The sequence below is a fragment of the Desulfogranum marinum genome (genome assembly GCF_016918565.1).
GTDB classification, from domain to species: domain Bacteria; phylum Desulfobacterota; class Desulfobulbia; order Desulfobulbales; family Desulfobulbaceae; genus Desulfogranum; species Desulfogranum marinum.
In genome coordinates this window covers 1-18,741 of the sequence record NZ_JAFFQD010000042.1, presented here as the reverse complement: position 1 = coordinate 18,741, position 18,741 = coordinate 1, and the positions used below count along the sequence as shown (strand labels likewise).

At 43.5% G+C, this 18,741-nt stretch carries 18 protein-coding genes; 12 read left to right on the top strand and 6 right to left on the bottom strand.

Going from position 1 to position 18,741, the window contains the following annotated elements:
- Positions 1-764 precede the first annotated feature (764 nt).
- The 4 genes from JWH17_RS18955 to JWH17_RS18940 form a co-directional block, all read right to left on the bottom strand.
- On the bottom strand, positions 765-1,694 hold the full coding sequence (locus JWH17_RS18955; protein ID WP_205224238.1) for a metallophosphoesterase: 930 nt from the start codon (positions 1,692-1,694) through the stop codon (positions 765-767).
- A gap of 187 nt (positions 1,695-1,881) precedes the next feature.
- On the bottom strand, positions 1,882-2,727 hold the full coding sequence (locus JWH17_RS18950) for a rhomboid family intramembrane serine protease (protein WP_205224237.1): 846 nt from the start codon (positions 2,725-2,727) through the stop codon (positions 1,882-1,884).
- A 770-nt stretch (positions 2,728-3,497) separates the two neighbouring features.
- Positions 3,498-3,719, bottom strand: a complete 222-nt coding sequence (locus JWH17_RS18945) for a DUF1653 domain-containing protein (protein WP_205224236.1) — start codon at positions 3,717-3,719, stop codon at positions 3,498-3,500.
- A 60-nt stretch (positions 3,720-3,779) separates the two neighbouring features.
- Positions 3,780-4,415 (bottom strand): hypothetical protein, encoded by a 636-nt coding sequence (locus JWH17_RS18940; RefSeq protein WP_205224235.1) that lies wholly within the window; start codon positions 4,413-4,415, stop codon positions 3,780-3,782.
- Positions 4,416-4,757: 342 nt separating this feature from the next.
- On the opposite strand from JWH17_RS18940, the gene grxC reads away from it, so the two are divergent.
- The 4 genes from grxC to JWH17_RS18920 all read left to right on the top strand — a co-directional run bounded on the left by grxC (position 4,758) and on the right by JWH17_RS18920 (position 8,530).
- Positions 4,758-5,012, top strand: coding sequence for a glutaredoxin 3 (gene grxC, locus JWH17_RS18935; protein WP_205224234.1), 255 nt, complete (start codon positions 4,758-4,760; stop codon positions 5,010-5,012).
- A gap of 604 nt (positions 5,013-5,616) precedes the next feature.
- A complete protein-coding gene (locus JWH17_RS18930) occupies positions 5,617-7,269 on the top strand; it encodes a fatty acid--CoA ligase (RefSeq protein ID WP_205224233.1) in 1,653 nt (550 codons plus the stop codon).
- Positions 7,270-7,282: 13 nt separating this feature from the next.
- Positions 7,283-8,104: a cobamide remodeling phosphodiesterase CbiR gene (cbiR, locus tag JWH17_RS18925; protein ID WP_205224232.1), complete on the top strand. Its 822-nt coding sequence runs from the start codon at positions 7,283-7,285 to the stop codon at positions 8,102-8,104.
- Positions 8,105-8,227: 123 nt separating this feature from the next.
- Entirely contained in the window at positions 8,228-8,530 is a 303-nt protein-coding gene (locus JWH17_RS18920; RefSeq protein ID WP_205224231.1) for a Dabb family protein, read from the top strand.
- Positions 8,531-8,721: 191 nt separating this feature from the next.
- Here the strand turns inward: JWH17_RS18920 and JWH17_RS18915 are convergent, their stop codons facing one another.
- Entirely contained in the window at positions 8,722-9,384 is a 663-nt protein-coding gene (locus JWH17_RS18915; RefSeq protein WP_205224230.1) for a histidine phosphatase family protein, read from the bottom strand.
- 333 nt (positions 9,385-9,717) lie between these two features.
- On the opposite strand from JWH17_RS18915, the gene JWH17_RS18910 reads away from it, so the two are divergent.
- The 7 genes from JWH17_RS18910 (at position 9,718) to JWH17_RS18880 (ending at position 16,578) form a co-directional block, all read left to right on the top strand.
- Positions 9,718-11,145 (top strand): Lcl C-terminal domain-containing protein, encoded by a 1,428-nt coding sequence (locus JWH17_RS18910; protein ID WP_205224229.1) that lies wholly within the window; start codon positions 9,718-9,720, stop codon positions 11,143-11,145.
- 144 nt (positions 11,146-11,289) lie between these two features.
- Positions 11,290-11,733, top strand: coding sequence for an RT0821/Lpp0805 family surface protein (locus JWH17_RS18905; protein ID WP_205224228.1), 444 nt, complete (start codon positions 11,290-11,292; stop codon positions 11,731-11,733).
- A gap of 501 nt (positions 11,734-12,234) precedes the next feature.
- Complete coding sequence (locus JWH17_RS18900) at positions 12,235-13,065, top strand: outer membrane beta-barrel protein (RefSeq protein ID WP_205224227.1); 831 nt, start codon at positions 12,235-12,237, stop codon at positions 13,063-13,065.
- Positions 13,066-13,304: 239 nt separating this feature from the next.
- The gene (locus tag JWH17_RS18895) at positions 13,305-14,063 is read left to right on the top strand and encodes a sulfite exporter TauE/SafE family protein (RefSeq protein ID WP_205224226.1); all 759 of its coding nucleotides are present in this window, start codon (positions 13,305-13,307) and stop codon (positions 14,061-14,063) included.
- Positions 14,064-14,261: 198 nt separating this feature from the next.
- Positions 14,262-15,038 carry a transporter substrate-binding domain-containing protein gene (locus JWH17_RS18890; RefSeq protein ID WP_205224225.1) on the top strand — a complete coding sequence of 259 codons (777 nt, stop codon included), beginning with the start codon at positions 14,262-14,264 and terminating at the stop codon, positions 15,036-15,038.
- A gap of 438 nt (positions 15,039-15,476) precedes the next feature.
- The gene (locus JWH17_RS18885) at positions 15,477-15,938 is read left to right on the top strand and encodes a DUF4920 domain-containing protein (protein ID WP_205224224.1); all 462 of its coding nucleotides are present in this window, start codon (positions 15,477-15,479) and stop codon (positions 15,936-15,938) included.
- An 88-nt stretch (positions 15,939-16,026) separates the two neighbouring features.
- Entirely contained in the window at positions 16,027-16,578 is a 552-nt protein-coding gene (locus JWH17_RS18880) for a PepSY-associated TM helix domain-containing protein (RefSeq protein ID WP_205224223.1), read from the top strand.
- 303 nt (positions 16,579-16,881) lie between these two features.
- Here the strand turns inward: JWH17_RS18880 and JWH17_RS18875 are convergent, their stop codons facing one another.
- On the bottom strand, positions 16,882-17,085 hold the full coding sequence (locus tag JWH17_RS18875; RefSeq protein ID WP_205224222.1) for a hypothetical protein: 204 nt from the start codon (positions 17,083-17,085) through the stop codon (positions 16,882-16,884).
- Between the two features lie 525 nt (positions 17,086-17,610).
- Between JWH17_RS18875 and JWH17_RS18870 the strand changes: the two genes are divergently transcribed.
- Complete coding sequence (locus JWH17_RS18870; RefSeq protein ID WP_205224221.1) at positions 17,611-18,546, top strand: formate/nitrite transporter family protein; 936 nt, start codon at positions 17,611-17,613, stop codon at positions 18,544-18,546.
- The last annotated feature ends 195 nt before the right edge of the window (positions 18,547-18,741 follow it).

Below are 18,741 nucleotides of genomic sequence, written 5' to 3'. Positions count from 1 at the left end.
AACTAAAAAGGAAAAAAACGATGTATCTGCACATATATATGAAAAAAAGGGGTCTTTATGAGCGTTTCCAACAAAAAGTGCCGTTTAAAAAAGGTGAAAATTAAACGTTGGCTATATAAAAGTGTATCAGCGAAGTATCAAAGATTCAAAAAAAATATTATACCTAACGAAAAACTCACAAAGACATGGATGAGCTGAAATCCTTACACGTTTGTTTTTTTTTCGGGTTTCGTTCGATACTTTTTTGCGAAGGATTCTCAATAATGTCATCATCTACGATTTGCTATTTAAGCTGCTTTAAAAAGACTACGTAATATACACGTGTTCTTATAAAACCTAAATCCTGCAATTGCCAAGTTTGCGGAAGGTGCGAGGCTGCGTACACGCAGACGTACTGTAGTACTTCAAGTGTGTGCAAAGAAAGCAGATTCGGTAAAATCGGCAATCCCGAGGGGTGGCAAGCATGAGAAAAATGCTCTTAAACCTAACTCACATAAAAAGTGAACTGATTTCTTGTTGATAAAATCGATAACAGTCTGGAAAAACATAACTAAAAGCGTTTTTGTCATGTTTGACATGCAAGATTTAGGTAAAAGGTGGTTGTGTATTATCGAAGGAGCGGAATTGCCACCGGCAAAAATCGAATAAGCAGCAACTCTACTGATAAGTAGTGTTACTTCCAAATCATAATTATCAGCGGAGCACCGGGTAATGGATATCGAAAAGGGATATGATAAGCTTAATTCATTGTCTTGGCGGTTAAACTAATCTGAGAAAGTGAAATTCATCACGTTCAAGTGGCTGCTGCCTGTAGGATTTTTCAAACTATAACTGACAAGTTTGCCGCCTTTGCCGGCGGAGTAATCGACGCAACACACATTGCTTTGTTGCAAAGCAGGGGTACCTGTCAGCCAGTAATGGCCAAAAAAGACCGGTTTTCTTGTTGAGTCGTAAAAAGGAATATCTGCAGAGGTTAGGACAGGGGTATCAGGAAAACTCTTTTTTCCTACACCGTATCCAAAAGCAAGCTGTTGGTAACCGGCATCTCGGCCCGCCCACCACTTCACTCGTATGGAATGGCGTATCTTACCATCTTTATCTTGAAATGAGTGCGGCGGTGGTAAGCGCACCTCAACACCTTTGAGTAATCGTTCTATACAGTTGAAAAAAGAAGTTCCTTGAGTGGCCGACCTGGCGAGATATCTTTCATGTATAGTATTGTCTGTATTGAGATAGGGTTTGGCCTGCATGATTGCCGTTTCATCCCAACAGGCATGAATGACTCGAAAGCAGTCAAATTCCAGAAACAAGGGCAATGTTTTAAACCATGCTATCAACTCATCGGTATCCTTTTGCCCCAAGGGGTATTCCTTTAAAAAAAATTCATGCTGACGAAATTTGCTTTTGCTATGAGGACGCAAATAATCGGTTGCCGATTTGGGCGTATGATAACAAATGGCATTATATTCGTGATTACCCATCACCGCGAAAGCATGCCCATGGGTAACCATAGTCCTGACCACCTCAATAACCCTGCGCTGCTGTTCACCACGATCAATCAAATCTCCAACAAAAACAGCTTTGCGCGCAGGATGTTGATACATCCCATTCACCATGACGTACCCGAGCTTGAGAAGTAAATTCTCTAACTTGTTCGCTTGTCCGTGTATGTCACCAATAATATCATAAATCATATTTTTTCAATAGATTGTCTTGCTGGAAGAAGAGTCTTGGTACCTCAGAAAGTTCATGGTGTAAAGTTCCCACCGTAGCCAGGTGGTTATCTTGTCCTTGTACGCTCAAAAACTTGGATCAGGCGCTATTGTTTAACGAAAACAATCGGTTTCACCTGCCAACGGTATTTACCGAGTCGCGTAGCCGTTAAGCAAAACCATACCATAGACCATTAATAACCGACCAAACCAGTACCCCGGATGTACAGATAATACAAGTCATGCTCAGGGCACGGTGGACCGCATTTTCTTTTCTTCGCTCGCGGTAGCCAAGCAAATAGGCAGCAAGCGCTCCCATCAGCATCCCGCCGACATGGCCGGAATTGTTGATTCCCGGAACCATAAAACCAAAAATGATTATCCCCACTGCCCAGCCACCGATTTGGGTATAGATGGCTTGCCCATAGGTGCCACCACGGCTCTTTCCGTAATAAAGGGCCGCGCCGATGAGCCCGCAGACTGCTGCAGAGGCACCAATCGTAAATTGCACACCAAGCAGAGCAGAGAGAAGGTAGCCAACAATCCCGCTGAGTGTGTAGATAATGAGCATCCTGCTTTTCCCATATTCCTGAATAATGAGTGGCCCTAGTTGGTTCAATGCGATCATGTTGAAGATGATGTGGAGCAGGCTGCCATGGAGAAAGCTGGCCGAAATGAGCGACCACCAGCGGTGGTAATGAAACAGTGGTATGGTCCCAGTGGAGCCGAGTACCAACAGGCTGTTGTTGCTTGGAGAGAGAAAGGTAAAAGGGCTGCTGGAAAATACTGATGGACGGAGGTCAATAACCAGGGAGAGCACAAACATGGCAATGTTAGCGATGATAATGACCTTTATTATACCTGCATGGTCCACGGAATTTCTCGTGAAAATATTATCCTTCCACATGGAACCCGGCTTTTTTAAGCCACAGTGCGGACATACGGGTGCAGAACGGCTGATTAATTTACGGCAATTGGGACAGAGTAATGAGTTTCGTTTTTTATTTGGCTGCATGAATAATCCAGAGTGTATCGGGAGAGTATACTTTTTTTATTTTTTGGGGATTTTTAATAGAATCCCTTTTTTCAACCTAGAGGGTATCTTCAATTAATAGTAATTGAGTTAGAGTTCAGGTAAGCCTTGACTCTAAGGCATGTGATAAATTTTACCACAGGTCTATAATAAAAATCGGAGTCTTCGCTTATCTCCGAGGATGAAATTTTGAGCATAACGCAGAAAGCGGGCTAGATGGCAATTATTTAAGGTAGACTACAGTACAAGGTTCTTACCTCTTTATACGGTTCTTTCCCACCTTCAAAGCGGCTGCTTGCGTTATTTTTCCGATCAATACCGCCATAGAGCCTGCACCGCTTGCTGTATGGTTGCCAGCGGGAACTTGCAAAAAAGGTTTGAAAAAAGAGGAGATTATATAAGGAGGATATTGGCTCGGCAACATCGGGGAATTTTATTATCGGCAAAGATCCAGTAAGCAGAAATCAAAAAATATATTTGACTTGCATTTTAAGCTAATGTCGGCAACTCGAGTACTAACCAAGGTCAGATTAACAAGCTTGCAGGGTTTAGTAATTGCTACATCGCCTCCGGCCGGAAACTGTTCAACTAGCTACGTTCAACCAGCAGAGATGGTATTCTCTGTTCTTATTTGAATTGTCGGGGGAGTAGCAGAAACTGTTAAAATGCATTCAAAATGTGGATAACTTTATTGGTTAGCTTTTTCGTTTAACTTGCTGATTAACCATTTTTTATGGTTCCATGTGGGGCTTCTATTCGGATTCAGACACAAATTCAAATCGTGGGACTAGGTTGCCATTCACTTCAACATGTTCGGTAAACATCTCTTTGGGCCGTACCCACATGCTGTAGTCGCCATAAAGACATTGGTAAACAACGAGTTTTTCTTCGGTTTCAGAGTGACTCGCTTCGCCGATAACTTTATAGTTCTTGCTTTTGTAATGCTTATAAATACCAGGTTTTATAGTGTTCATGTTTGTAGTATACCCTATAGGTTGAGTTCCGGGTGGGCAGACCTGGCCCCGTGCACAATTTTACCGTTCCAATTTCTCTGCCATCCTCAGGCCGTCTAATTGGTCCTGCAAAATTTGTTTTTCCCCTTGTAGTTGATGAAGCGTTTCTTCTGCCTCTTTTCTCTCTTTTGCCTTTGGGATTTCCTCTGCCACTGAATTGAGTTCATTTTCCATATGCCTTTTATGCGTTTCCAGGTCGGGTATTGTCTCTGTTTCCAGCTTGTGAATATGAGCGCTGATATCAGGTGCTGTTCTTTCCTGTCCGCGAAGCTCATCTCGCTCTTGTCTGGCTGCTGCAAGCATTTGCTCCAGTTCCCGAATATTCTTTTCAATTTCTTCTCGGTGATGTTCCAATTCCTCGATAAGGCCGGTCGGCAGTGGAATCGTGGCAAATTTCTCTTCCAATTCATTTATTGTCACAGAAATCTCGTGTATTCTGCTTTCCAGTTTGTCTACCTGGTCAGGTGATGGGGGAGGTGGAATCGTCGGCAAAGAAGATAGTTCTTTTTGATCGCTTGTGAGTGGTGGCTTATTATTTACCGGAAGTATGTTCAGTTGGATGAGCACCAAAAGAAGACTCACGATTGCGCCGATAACAGCAGCTATACCACTTAAAATACCAGGTAATGAAGTCCAAAACGATTGTGTGTCATTCATGCATTGCCTCCATCCATATTTCAATGGTTGAATGCCCGCCTGTCAATCACCTCGTAAAAGAGTAGGTATTGCAGGTAATTGTATGTAGTAAAATTGTATGATCATTGCTTTCTTGTATATCATCGCTTGTAGCTGTTTGCAACATGTTGACATTGTAGCAGAATGCAGAGGGGTATGTCAGGGGGCACAATGTGTGGGTAGCGTATGTGTTTACCACCAGGGGGAGTACGCGACTGGTCGAGACCATGGAGAAAAAATGGTGTTGGTGTTTGTTTTTTATCCGGGAATACTTACTCTATGCGTACCACTGATTTTGATAAACCATGAGACCAAGGAAAACATATGGCAAAAATAGAGATATATTCCAGTGATCGCTGCCCCTATTGTGTCAAGGCAAAGGCCTTGCTTGAGCGAAAGGGAGCAAGTTTTGAAGAGATCGATGTTACCAATGATGATGAAGCGCGACGTCGGCTTGTGGAAAAGGCCAACGGCATGAGAACTGTGCCTCAGATTTTTATCAATGATGCCCATATAGGCGGTTGCGATGACCTTTATGCACTTGAAAATAAGGGTGAACTAGAGAAATTGCTGCGCTAACCCGAATTTCTCATGAGCTTTTTAGTTTTAAATTCAATTGATTGATATTATTATATAAATTGCAATCGAACAGTTACAGTCTGTTTTTCGTTTTCAATCAATAAGTTCCCCCTTCCGGTCAATATACGCTTGTTTATGTGCGGCGGCTGTCTGTTTGGTATAGGCTATCCTATCAGCAATTCAGCCGCCTCTTTTATTTTGTATTTCTTGGTTTGGAAGTGTATTATCGATTTTCTGCCAACACCGCCTCTGCTGTTTCCTGATTTTTTAACTGCCCAGATTTACATATAAAAACGATAGCTATAGCCTAACACAACGAGTCTATATTGATTTGCGTCCAGGATATGGTAAGTTGGCCGCCAAACCTGCGGCCGGCTGTGTAAATTGTTTGCAAGTATTGAGCAGCATCCAGCTGCGTACGATCTGAGAGGAAACAGCTGCTGCTAAATTCATATTAGTTATATAATTGTAAATAGTTCCTAACTGCTCATTGGCACCTGGACTGAAATATTCAACATAAAGCACCTTGCAAAAGACAATCTACCTTTTCAAATTTTTAACCTTTAATCCCATTGGACAGACACTACCTTAAGGAGTGGAGTGAATGACAGACAATTTGATTCAGTGTACCCCATCGGCTTACTCGTATCCGTTATCGATAAAAAATCTTTTTCTTGCCCCGGTTGTAGAAAATCCCGAGCAGGAAATTGTGTACAAAGATCTATTCCGTTTCAGCTATGATCAATTTCGCGAGCGTGTTTGCAAGCTCGCAAATGCTTTGACTGAGCTTGGGGTGAAACCTGGAGATACGGTCGCTGTTATGGATTGGGACAGCCATCGTTATCTGGAGTGTTATTATGCCGTGCCCATGCTTGGTGCTGTTCTTCACATGATCAATATCCGTCTTTCTCCTGAGCAGATCCTCTACACCATTGACCATGCCGAAGATGATTATCTTTTGGTCAATGGCGAATTTATCCCCATTCTTGAACAGATTAAAGGTCGTATTGATTCAGTACGGAAATATATTCTTTTGCAAGACGATGCGTCTCACCCTGATACCTCGCTGCAGTTTTCAGGCGAATATGAAGAGCTGCTGAACAATGCAGCTGCTACCTTTGAGTTTGCAGACTTTGATGAAAACACCAGGGCTACCACTTTTTATACAACCGGTACTACCGGAATGCCGAAAGGCGTTTATTTCAGCCATCGCCAACTTGTTCTGCATACCATGAGCACCATTGCATCGCTGGCAACATCTCCAGAGCAAGGAAGGTTTCACCAAAATGATGTTTATATGCCTATCACTCCAATGTTCCATGTGCATGCCTGGGGGTTTCCTTTTGTGGCAACAGCTCTAGGGGTGAAGCAGGTATATCCTGGTAAATATGTGCCGAACACTTTGCTCCAACTCATTAAAAAAGAAGGGGTGACATTTTCGCACTGTGTGCCGACCATCTTAAGTATGCTTATGGCTAGTCCTGAGTATCAAAAAATGGATCTTTCGAAGTGGAAAGTCGTGATAGGTGGTGCTTCCATGTCGAAAAAAATGTGTAAATCAGGAAGAGAAAAAGGCGTTGATATTTTCACAGGCTATGGAATGTCTGAGACATGTCCGATTTTAAGCATTGCTCACGTTGGAAATAAGGAGCTTACTGAGGATGAAGATGTGGAGATTCGTTGTAAAACCGGTCGTCCGCTGCCTTTGGTGCAAATGCGAGTCGTCGATGAACAAATGAATGACATACCCAAGGACAGTGTAAGTGTGGGCGAGATTGTGGTACGTGCTCCCTGGCTTACTCAAGGATACTGGAAAGACAACCGAAACTCTGAAATATTATGGAAAGGCGGGCATCTTCACACCGGTGATGTCGCACATATCAACGAAAAAAGGTATGTCAAAATCACTGATCGAATGAAGGATGTTATAAAAATTGGTGGTGAGTGGCTATCGTCACTTGAATTGGAGGATGTTATAAATCTGCATCCCGTAGTTTTAGAAGTTGCTGTGATCGGAATGCCCCATGAAAAGTGGGGGGAAAAGCCACTTGCCCTTATCGTGGTAAAAGAGAATGAGGATGTGCCGAGGCCAAGAGACATTATTCGGCACGTAAAAGCCTATATTGACAAGGGACTGATGAGTAAGGTCGCTCTGCTGACCAAGATTATGTATGTAGACGCGATTGACAAAACAAGTGTCGGCAAGATCAATAAAAAGTTGTTAAGAGAAAAGTACGTGGTCAGCCCCTCGTCATAATTGGTTGTTGATTGTGAAGAAAGCAGCGTCCCACTTGCCTTATAAAATGAGTGCGCCTTCCATGGTTTTTGGGGAAGACCTGGTTGATAATGTGCAGCGATTATCAAAACTCGTAGACCATGTCGAGATTGTCCTGTTTCATACGCCAAGGCTGCACAATTTCCCTTCTTCCAGAGAGATTGACGCCTTGCTTGAGATAAAGGCGCGGGAAAAAATTTCGTTTTCAGTGCATCTGCCGACATCTTTGGAGATAGCCTCTACGGAGCGAGAAAAAAGGGAAGCTTCTGTCCAGCTGGCAAGAGAGTTGTTTTTGCAAATGTCCATTCTTGAGCCTTTATACTATATTTTGCATATTCCCTTTACGCCTCCCACGTTGGTTCCGGTTCCAGGAAGCTATATTGCAAAGGATCGTTCCACACAATGGGGCGATTGGCCCCAACGGGCTCTGGCATCTTTGGAAATTCTTTATGGTGCTTTAGACAATAGGCAAAAGATACTTGTTGAAAATATTAACTATTCACCTTGTTTTTTAGAACCTTTCCTGCAGAGCAAATTTTGTGAACTCTGCCTAGATCTGGGCCATTTAATGCTTGGCAATGAAAAGGTCACAGATGTATTAACCCGGTATATTGAAGTAACACCTGAAATTCATCTGCACGGTGTGAAAGGGCATGAAGAACACGTGAGTCTTTCTGCCTTGCCGCGACCCCTGGTAACAGAATGGATGCAAATTCTACACACGGCCGGCTTTAGCGGTATATTAAATTTGGAAGTATTTAGTCCTGCTGATTTGGAGGAGTCTGATACTCTTGTCAGGGAGACGTTTTTTCGTTGAGTAATAAAATAGAATCGTTACTGTTTGAAAGAGGATGAAATGTGAAAAACATGAAACCTCCGGCAGGGTCCAATTGTCAACCATTGGTAGAACAGCCATTACAGAAATTAAAGAGGGAAAATAATGATTAAGCATGTCGTAATGTGGAAATTCAAGGAAAGTGCGTTAAATAATACAAAAGAGGAGAATATCGACGAGTTCGCTTCCAAGTTGGAAGCGCTTGTCGGCGTGATCGATGAGATTGTCAGCTTGCAAGTGGAAAAGAATATTCTGCCGGCTGAAACTGGTTCTGATTTGATTTTACTCTCAGAATTCAAATCGTTGCAAGATCTTGATACATATAACAATCATCCTGAACACCAAAAAGTTCTCGCCTTTGGCAAGGAAGTTATCGGCGAAAGACGAGCTGTCGATTTTGAGATGTGATCATATTGCCATTTGCAGTAGTTCGGACGTAGTTCGGCTTTGAGCTGACAGGTTTTGGATTTGTCGGGGCCTGTCAGTTCAAAAAATACCCCAAGTCTTTTCCTCCTTTTTTCTATTTTCTATATAGCACGGTACGTAAACGTTTTCGTTGACAGTGAGAGGAGATGTTTAGCCTGCATGAGAAGTCCTGGTTAGAGGTGCGTCCGGTCATTCACCTTTTCAACTTGAAAACCTGTTTCATCCTGATAGAGGATATTCAGGGCTGCTGTACCCTGCCGCAATTTTCGAAAGTGGTCCAGCGGCGTTTGGGATGCAAAACACAATAAGGATGTGATAACGAAATTGTGTGAGCAGATCACGAGGGTGCTCCCTTGGGCACAGGACTCGGAAATACGCAGCAGCGTACCAACTGCCCGCTGCTGGACTTGATTGAGGCTCTCTCCTCCCGGCATGGACAAAAAGGAAGGGCTCTTTTCCCAGGCTTTTCGAAAAGCAGGATGCTCTTTCTTCCACTGCTGCGCTTCCATTCCTTCGAAGTCTCCTAAATCCATCTCTATTAATCCTGATTCTTTCATCAACGGTACGGAAGGGTGAAATTGAGCTATATGAGAAGCCGTTTCAACTGCACGTTCCAGGGGGCTGGAATAAATGGCTGTAATAGTTTCTTTTTTTAAAGCCAAACCCAGGGCACGGGCCTGGTGATTCCCTTTCGGGTTAAGCGGTATATCGCTTCGGCCTTGAAAGCGGTGCAGTCGGTTCCATTCAGTTTCCCCATGTCGGACCAGCAAGATTCTATTGCCTGATTTTTTTTTGGTTTTGTCGGTATGGCGATCCTTAATAGCTTTAATATCCATACATATTCCTAACTATTCAAGTTGAGATGTCCGAGTGCCGGCTGATAGCTTCTATGACGCCGGGGGGAAGCGAGGTCGCAGGCCATCAGCATCACTTGCCGCTCACAGATTTGTATGCTCTGCCATTTGTCACAATGTAGGGTATCTCATTTTCGGAAGGCTGTATAGTCAGTAGCGAATACTTTTAACTCACCAAAAGAACGTCCAGCGCAAACTGGAAAACCTTTTTTCCTCCATATTCTCTCCATGAATGACCGTTAATGTGACGATAAACCATTTTACTAGAGGGTTTTCCGCCTTTTGGGAAAGAGCATCGTAAACAGTGAGGAGTTCATGGAAATTGTGAAAAGAAGAGGGGAAATTCAGATGAAAAATTGTACCACCATCCTGTTAGTTTTGCTGAGTCTCACGCTGGGCCCACAAACAGGGGCGGTAGCTCAATCAGGGAGTCGGCAGAGTGCTGGTTATTCGTATGGAGACCAGTGGCATAGTTCAGATTTTGCAGACCGTCTAGGCTCCCCCCCAACTGCATACAATATTCGCAATGGGAAAATGCCAAGTACTTTTCCTGTGGTCGATACCAGCCAAGACGAATGTTACGACAATGGCGTGGAGATAACATGCCCCTTTGAAAGGGAGGCCTTTTACGGTCAAGATGCTCAGTACTCGCGTCAAATGCCCAGCTACACCGACAACGGTGATGGCACGGTCACTGACAATGTTACCGGCCTGATGTGGCAACAAAGTCCTGATAGAGATGGAGATGGTGATATAGATGCTGATGATAAGGTATCGTACGTTGTCGCCGTTTTTGGAGCGGAGGAGCTTCAACTAGGTGGATACGACGATTGGCGTCTGCCGACAATCAAAGAACTCTATTCGCTGATCGATTTCCGGGGTATCGATCCCAGCGGTTACGAACAAGGGGATGGAGCATTCCTGGTGCCGTTTATTGATACCCGTTACTTTGATTTTAATTATGGTGATACCGCAGCAGGTGAGCGTATTATCGATTCCCAGTACGCTTCCAGTACCCTGTACGCTGCTAATACAGAAGGTAACAGTCAAAACAATCTTCTTTTCGGGGTGAATTTTGCCGATGGGCGAATCAAAGGATATGGCCTTACACTATTTGGCCGCGATAAGAAATTCTTTGTTATGTATGTCCGTGGCAATGCTATTTACGGGCGGAATCAGTTTAAAGAAAACCGCAATGGTACTATCACGGATACATCGACGCAGTTGATGTGGGCAAAAGATGACAGTACCATTGGTCTCAACTGGGAGGAGGCCTTGAGCTGGGTAGAAGAAATGAATGCTCTCCATTATATGGGGTACAATGATTGGCGTTTGCCCAATGTAAAAGAGCTGCAAGGAATTGTTGATTATACTCGTTCTCCGGATGCTACCGATTCAGCGGCTATTGATCCGATTTTTAATGCCACCAGTATTACTAATGAGGCGGGGCAACCAGACTACCCCTGCTACTGGAGCAGCACTACCCATGCCAACTGGACCGACAATCCAGGCTCTCATGGGGCCTACGTAGCTTTTGGCAGGGCAATGGGATTTATGAGTACGCTTGATGAAACTACGGGAGAAATGGTCAGCGGCTGGGTTGATGTTCATGGTGCCGGAGCCCAGCGCAGTGATCCTAAAGTGGGCAACCCTGATGATTTTCCAGAAGGGTACGGGCCCCAGGGAGACGCTATCCGTATATACAACTATGTCCGTCTGGTACGCGATGTAAGCAGTCGTTAATTTTTGAAAAAATAGGATTCATCCATTCTAAAGTCGCAGCACTTGTTCATCAAAGGGCTGAGCATGTCAATACTTGTGAGTGTAAGTTACTCGAGTCGTGGCTGACACTCTCAAGATATCAATCAACTGAGGAGAAAAAGTACCATGAGGCATATCACTGTTACCGCAATTGTTGTATTGACCTTGCTATCAGGTTGTGCAAATTTGAATAAAGCCCAAACAGGGGCTGTCGGCGGAGCTGCCGGTGGTGCTCTTATTGGGCAGATGATCGGCCATAACACCGAGGCCACTTTGATAGGTGCAGCTGTGGGAACTATGCTCGGTTATATCGTCGGCAATGAAATGGATAAATACGATAAGCAACAATTAAACCACGTGTATGAGCGCGGAGCTTCAAACCAACAATCATCATGGATTAACCCTGACACCGGCAACCAGTACGCCGTCACTCCGCAACCGGCTTTTAAAAATCCGACAACTGACCAAATCTGCAGGAAGGCGGAAATTAGTGCAATTATTGACGGTAAAAAGCAAAAAACGTATACCACTGCCTGTCGTGATGCTAATGGTCAGTGGCAATTGCAATAAAGGAGTTTGAGCAGCACTGAGTAGTTATCCTCAATTATTGGTCTCAGCACAGAGAAGTATCTTGCCTCTCTGGGTTATTTCCAGCCTCACAAATATCCATTACGCTTGACCGATCATCATTATATTTTGGTCAAATATTTTTTTCGGTTTCCATATTCCATTCATATTTAGTCCTACATTTTCCAGTACTGTTTTAAGCCGGCTAAGAGATATAGGGCTTTAGCATGTAACATGTCAATTCTGTGTGTTTTCTATTTTTACGTCAGTTGGTAGTTGCTCCGCTCATCTTATTTCTCTTGCTATTTGCTTGTTGTTGTTTGGTTTTTTGATGCATTTTTATAGAAAAAGAGGAGAGGTAGGATGGTAAGGGAATGCTTGATAAGTAGAATGTTTGTTAGCGTTTTGCATTTTTTTGTGAGTAGAGTTAATTCAATAAAAGTTGTATCCATAATTTTTATTGTATCTTTAACTTTGATGTTGTTTTTTCCGCCGGTGGAAACAATGGCAGGTGACGATTCTGGTAATAAAGAAAACAATGAGCTGGATATTGCTTTGCAAGGCTTTTCTGATGCGACGTGGCATGAAAGTGAGGAAAATGAAGTAAGTGAAAAAGATTCAAGCGAGAAACAATCTCACTTCTATGCTGACTATTTAGCAGGCAGATTAGAAATTGGTACGCGGGTAACCTCTACCATTCTTACTGATTCTGATTCCGGGGCAGCAGGAGGACCCCAAGGAGAAGGCACTTTTTTGGGAACAATCTATGCGCTTGATGAAATCCAAGACTATACCCCCAAAAACATATTCGCCAGATACTATTTTTCAAAATATATCGGAGTCGAGCTTGCCTACGATAGTGTAGAGGCTGAAACCGTAGCACCATCAGTCTACACTACGACGAAGACTGATGGTGATGTCTCTTTGGCTGGTCCCACGGTTAGCCTTGTTGGCCGCTACCCCAATTCAAGCTCATTTACTCCCTATGTTTCAATGGGGCTTGGTTTTTTTACGGGGGATTTTGAGGAAGCGGATGACTGGGCCCTCGGGTATTATGATCCAGCTGAGTACGCAGCCCTGGGTAGTCCAACAACGTCGTATAACGGTGTAACCAGGGTTATGGATATTGATAATGAAATCGCATTTCTTATTGGTATTGGTGTAGCATATAGTGTTACTGAGCATTTTTCGTTAGATGTGTCCATGCACTACACAGCTGTTGAAGCTGATGCGACTTTTTCAAGCTATAAATATGGAATTTTGACCTCAGAGCAAGATGGTAGTTTCCCTCTTGATAATGTTGCCGTCCGAGCGGGTCTTACCTTTACTTTTTGATTTTAAACGAAAAACAGACTGTTATTTGCATAATTGCTTTTTAAGTAATAATATCAAATAATTGAGTTTGAAACCAAAAGGTTCATGAGAAATTCGGGCCAAGCACCTTTCTTGATATCAAAAAAAGCTCTTTCAATGGTATGCAGGTTGGCTGTGTTCTGTTACTTTAATGTAGTCCTCCTATCAGTAAGTTCGACTAAAATAGTAGCTCCCGCTTTTCTTGAAAAAGAGATAGATCTATGACATCTATTGCCTCGGTTGAGACCCTGTTGCTTCTCTTTGTTTCTTTTTTAGTGGGGGGGCTGGTAAAGGGCATCATAGGAACCGGGCTCCCTACAATCGCTCTGGCCCTTTTGACAGCAACCATTGGCATAAAAGAAGGGATGGCTATAATTTTGTTACCTTCCATCCTGACGAATATTCAACAGGGCGTCTTTGGGGGGTATTTTAAGGCCATTGTTTTCAGGAGCTGGTCTTTTTTTCTGGCAACTTTCTGTACTATCTGGCTAGGGGCATTTCTTCTGCAAAGAGTAGATGTTTCATGGCTTTCAGCTTTGTTGGGATGCATCCTTTTCCTGTATGCCCTTTTTGGCCTGTCTTCCAAGGAGTTGAAGCCTCCTGGTCAGGCTGAGCAATGGCTTAATCCATTAATTGGAGCTATAAACGGCCTGCTCACGGGTATGACGGGCTCAGCTATTGTTCCCGGGGTGCTCTATTTGCAGAGTCTTGCTATGGAGAGGGAGAAATTGATCCAAACGATGGGGCTGGTTTTTCTGGTCTCGACCATTACCCTTGCCTTTGCCTTGCAAAAAAACAAATTGCTTACCGGAGAGTTGCTTTTGCTATCAGCAATTTCATTTTTGCCTGCCTACTTGGGTATGCTGATAGGCAACCGACTGCGGAGAAACATTTCAGAACAGCTTTTTCGCAAACTTTTTTTCTCTTTTATGCTCCTGTTGGGTTGTTATATCGTTGCTCGATCCTTTTTCACACATTGATGAGCACCTGCATCACATTATTCCACACCAGCTTTACCCATTTTGCAATTTGTTCAGACAAGATCTATAAATTTTCAATTTACCCCATTTTGTAATATTTTTTCTGTTGATTTGTTGATTGTAATTCTGCAGGTAGAGTGTATCCTGGGAAATAATGGCTGACGTTGTTTGGATAAAACCTAATTATCGGAGGTAATCATGAGCAGAGTGGTATCGTTTTTAATGTGTTGTGTCTTGGTAGCTATAACAGCGAATTTTGCATATGCTCGTAGTCTTGATGAAATACTCTCGACAGGTGTTTTGAAAGTCGGAACCACCGGCGATTATAAACCTTTTTCTTTTAACAACGCTGGAAACTACGAAGGTTTTGATATTGCCGTAGCAAAGAGTTTTGCCTCTAAACTGGGGGTAAAGCTTGAGTTGATTAATACCTCTTGGCCGACACTGATGGGTGATTTGAAAGAGGGGAAATATGATATCGGAATGAGTGGTATTACGCGAACAGTCACCAGGCAGAAAGAGGCTCGATTTTCTCAAGGATATGTAATGTTTGGCAAAACCCCTTTAGTTGCAGCGAGTAATGCAGAAAAGTACGCATCACTGGCGGACATAGACCAAAAAGGGGTCAAGATAGGCGTGAATCCTGGTGGTACCAATGAAAAGTTTGTGAAGGCAAATATTCATAATGCGGAGGTGATTCTTTATGAATCCAACCTTGCGATTCCCGAAGCGGTTGCTGCTCAAGAAGTGGATGTGATGATCACCGACAGTGTAGAGGCGCTTTATTATGCCGCTATAGACGCAAAGCTGAGCGCTCCTCTGGCAGATAAACCTTTCACCCGCGCTGAACTTGGTTATCTCATGTCGGCTGGCGCCGAACGTTTGCAGGATACGGTTAATTTTATGATGGACCAGATGATCCTGAAAGGTGAGATGGCAACCTTGAAAAAGGAATATTTGCATATGGCCGAATAACGCAATTCGTGCACTATCAACCCGGATTTCTCATGAGCATTTTGTCATTTTTAGAAAAATTGGTAATTCCAGACTCCTGTTATTAAAACCAATCAGATATAAAAGTAGCAAAATGCTCACCAAAAGTCAGTCCATGCGGTACCATCTTCTTCACTATTTTAACAGTAAAAGGAAAACGTAGACTCCGATAGCCGGTTATCGGAATCTCAGCACAGCTCCCAGGGTTAGCTTGGGCCTAGGCAGTTCCATTATTGCTCGACCAATTTTTACAACTCGATAAACACTTGCGGTGGACTACTCGACACCGGTGTTGTGTGCTCTGTCGAGGGCTGTTTTGGGTTGATTGCGGGTAAGTTCGCCTATTGACTGAATTCGCACTTTGTGGTACACGGTTTCATTTAAATCAATCCAAAAAAATAATAATAATGGGGCACTTTTATGTCTAAAATCTTGTCTTTTTTGTTCGTCACTCTCCTTTTTTCTCCGTCTGTATATGCACAAGAACTCCAGTTGGGGGATCCAATAACCCTGACAGAGGTTACCAAAGTCTCTGAAATTAATGCACACCCCGAAAAATACAAAGGGAAGAAAGTTTTGATTGAAGGAATGATAATTAATGTTTGCGCTGCCCGCGGATGTTGGATGGATATTGCCAGTGATGTGCCTTTTGAAAAGATTCAAGTAAAAGTAGTTGATGGTGAAATTGTCTTTCCCATGGAAGCCAAAGGACGTAACGCAAAAGTAGAGGGAATTGCCGAAGAGCTCAAACTCTCTAGAGAACAGGCAATTGCCATGGGCAAGCACCGAGCCGAGGAGCAGGGGGGGGAATTTGATCCATCCAGTATAACCGGTCCTGTAAGTTTCCTTCGTATTCGGGGCTTGGGTGCTATTATACAATAAAGCAGCCTAAAATTAAAAAAATGCCTTTCTCTCGAACCCTTCGTTTAAATTAAAGAGTTAAGCTTTTTTACTCTACCTAGGTTGACCCATGCGTTGGCGAAAATGGAATTTTATTCTTCACAGAGATATCGGCTATCTTTGTATCGGCCTGACCCTGATATATGCCATAAGCGGGGTAGCGGTTAATCACACCTCTCATAGTTTCAATCCCAGTTACACCATTGAAAAAAGTGCTGCCACTGTGTCAAAGCTTGAGGATGGTAAACAACCGGATAGAGAGTATGTGAACCAGGTGTTGGCTGAGCTCGGGGAAACCGGCACTTTTAAAAATGTTGCCATGCTTAATCCCAGTACCATGCGAATTTTTATTGAAGGTAACAGCATTGATGTAACCCTTGCAACAGGGGCAGTAATCCAAGAAAAAATTGCCCGAAAACCAGGTCTGTTTGAGATGAACTACCTACATCTGAATAAACACAAAAAAAGTTGGACCTTGATCGCAGACATCTACGCCATTGCTCTGGGACTCCTTGCTGTAACAGGCTTGTTAATGATAAGGGGGAAAAATAAACTCCGTGGTATTCTTTTTACTTCTGCAGGTATTGCGTTACCCTTGCTCTTTCTGTTTGCGGTTCTTTAAAAGGGCATGTGCAAGCCGATTGTTGCACTCGTTTTTTGTCTCTGTATGGAGCCTGCAGAGCAGCCACAAACAGGGTGGAAATACTAGAGAACGGCTTTTTCGATAACGTGTTTATTCTTTACAGAGGTCAAGGTAACAGCCCCCCTGTTACCGGCCTGATTTGCGCGAGTTGATGAAGCAAAGAACATCACTGGGGTGCACAAGACGCACTGCAGACTCCGTATACAGCCGGCATATGACAAGCAGCAGGCAGGTCGAGAGGTATTTTCCATGGCCTGCCTTTTAACAGTGTTCACCAACCCGTTAAAGAAGGAGCTGGATAAGCTGCCATAAGATCAAAATTGCAGCCGCTATCAAGAGCAGTATCTTAACCACTCCTGCCCACCTCGGATTGACAGCCGATGGCATTTCTTCTTTGTAATCATGACAGACATGACCTGCAGAAGAGTCCTCTGGTTTGCCCATGAACAAAATCAGGTCCAGCCATTTCTTCAATTTCTCGCGCATCACATTCTCCCTCGCAGACATCTTGCGGGTATTTATGAGTACACTATTTCTTACGCAATATAGAGACCATCCAGCATAATTGCCTTATTGTCCACTCTCTCGGATTCAGCCCAGATTTTCCGTCATTTCAGGCGGTACCAGGTGTAGTGTTTTTGTTAGTGTCTAGATTGTTATGCTCAAAAAAATATCCTCAGAGGTAAGCTAAGACTCGAGCATGGATTATATGACTAAGGAGATCTTTTTGAGCATGCCTTAATCTCGTGCGAAAATATAATTATTAAATATATACTACATTATAAGACTCCTCGACGGGTGAGGGTAATGAAATCGTTGCCATTTCTTTGCATGGGGCATTGGAGGAGTAGGGTCGAAAGCGCCGGGATAAACCTGTCGCCTGAATTCAGGATTACCTTTGTTTTTCCTCCAAGTGGAATTTTTTATTTGATAAGCTATATCATCTACCTCCATATCATGGCACAATGGGGCAACTTATAATATCAATGAGAGGAAAAGGGCGATTGTACAATGGCAGAAATAAAGAATAATCATGGAGCTGAAAGCCGGCCTGCTTCCGGACGTTCAGATGAAGATATTGAGCAATCTACTGAGGAAGTCTATACAGAGCGAGGGCTAGAGCGGAAAAACGAAGACGAAAAATATGTTCCGGTTATCATAAAGCGGAGCGATGAAACAGTCCGTCACCCTGATGATGTGCTTGAGAAGGCAATAGGTGAAGGCCTTGAACAAGTGGAGCGGCCATTTTGGTCACTGTTGTTATCTTCGATTGGCGCCGGCCTGATTCTGGGGTTCACCGCTATGGCAGTGGCTGTCATGGCTACTCTTACCAGTGAGTTGAATGCATCGCAATTCTTAAGAATCTCCATGGCTCTTGTTTATCCATTGGGTTTTATTATATGCATAATGAGCGGGACCCAACTTTTTACCGAGCATACAGCCACTGCGGTATACCCTTTATTTGCTAAAAAGATCACCATGAAACGACTTGTGAGGTTATGGCTGGTTGTTATCTTTGGTAATTTAATAGGGGCGCTTGGTAGCGCAGGCCTTCTGACACTTGCCGACAAGGTGATAATGGCCCGGGAGGGGTATATCCTGATTGGTCATCATCTGGTGCACCAGGATAACCTGACCCTCCTTGTCAGCGCTTTGCTGGCAGGCTGGTTGATGGCTTTGGGCGGATGGCTTGTTCTGGTAACCTCTCCTGCATTAAGCCAGATTGTTTGCATCTATATTGTTACTTTTCTTATCGGCCTGGGGGGACTCCATCATTCAATAGCCGGGTCTGTCGAGATGTTTACTGTTTTAATGGTCAGTGATGAGTACCATATATTGCAGGGATTGAAATTTATCGGGCTTGCCCTGGTCGGTAACCTGATAGGCGGAAGTATTTTTGTTGCCGGTTTTAATTACAGCCACATACGTAGAACTCAGCAGGTGTAACCCCTCTTTCTCTATCCAAAGATTGGCATGGGATGATGGCGTCGTAAAAAGTCCGATCTACTACCAATAGGGAATCTCGAATAAATGGTTTATTCCCCAGCGTCTTTAATTATGCGATAAATATGGAAATCAGGGTCAATTCAACATTTAAATTTTCGTGTTTTTGGGGTTGCAGCGAACAACTCAATCGCCCCG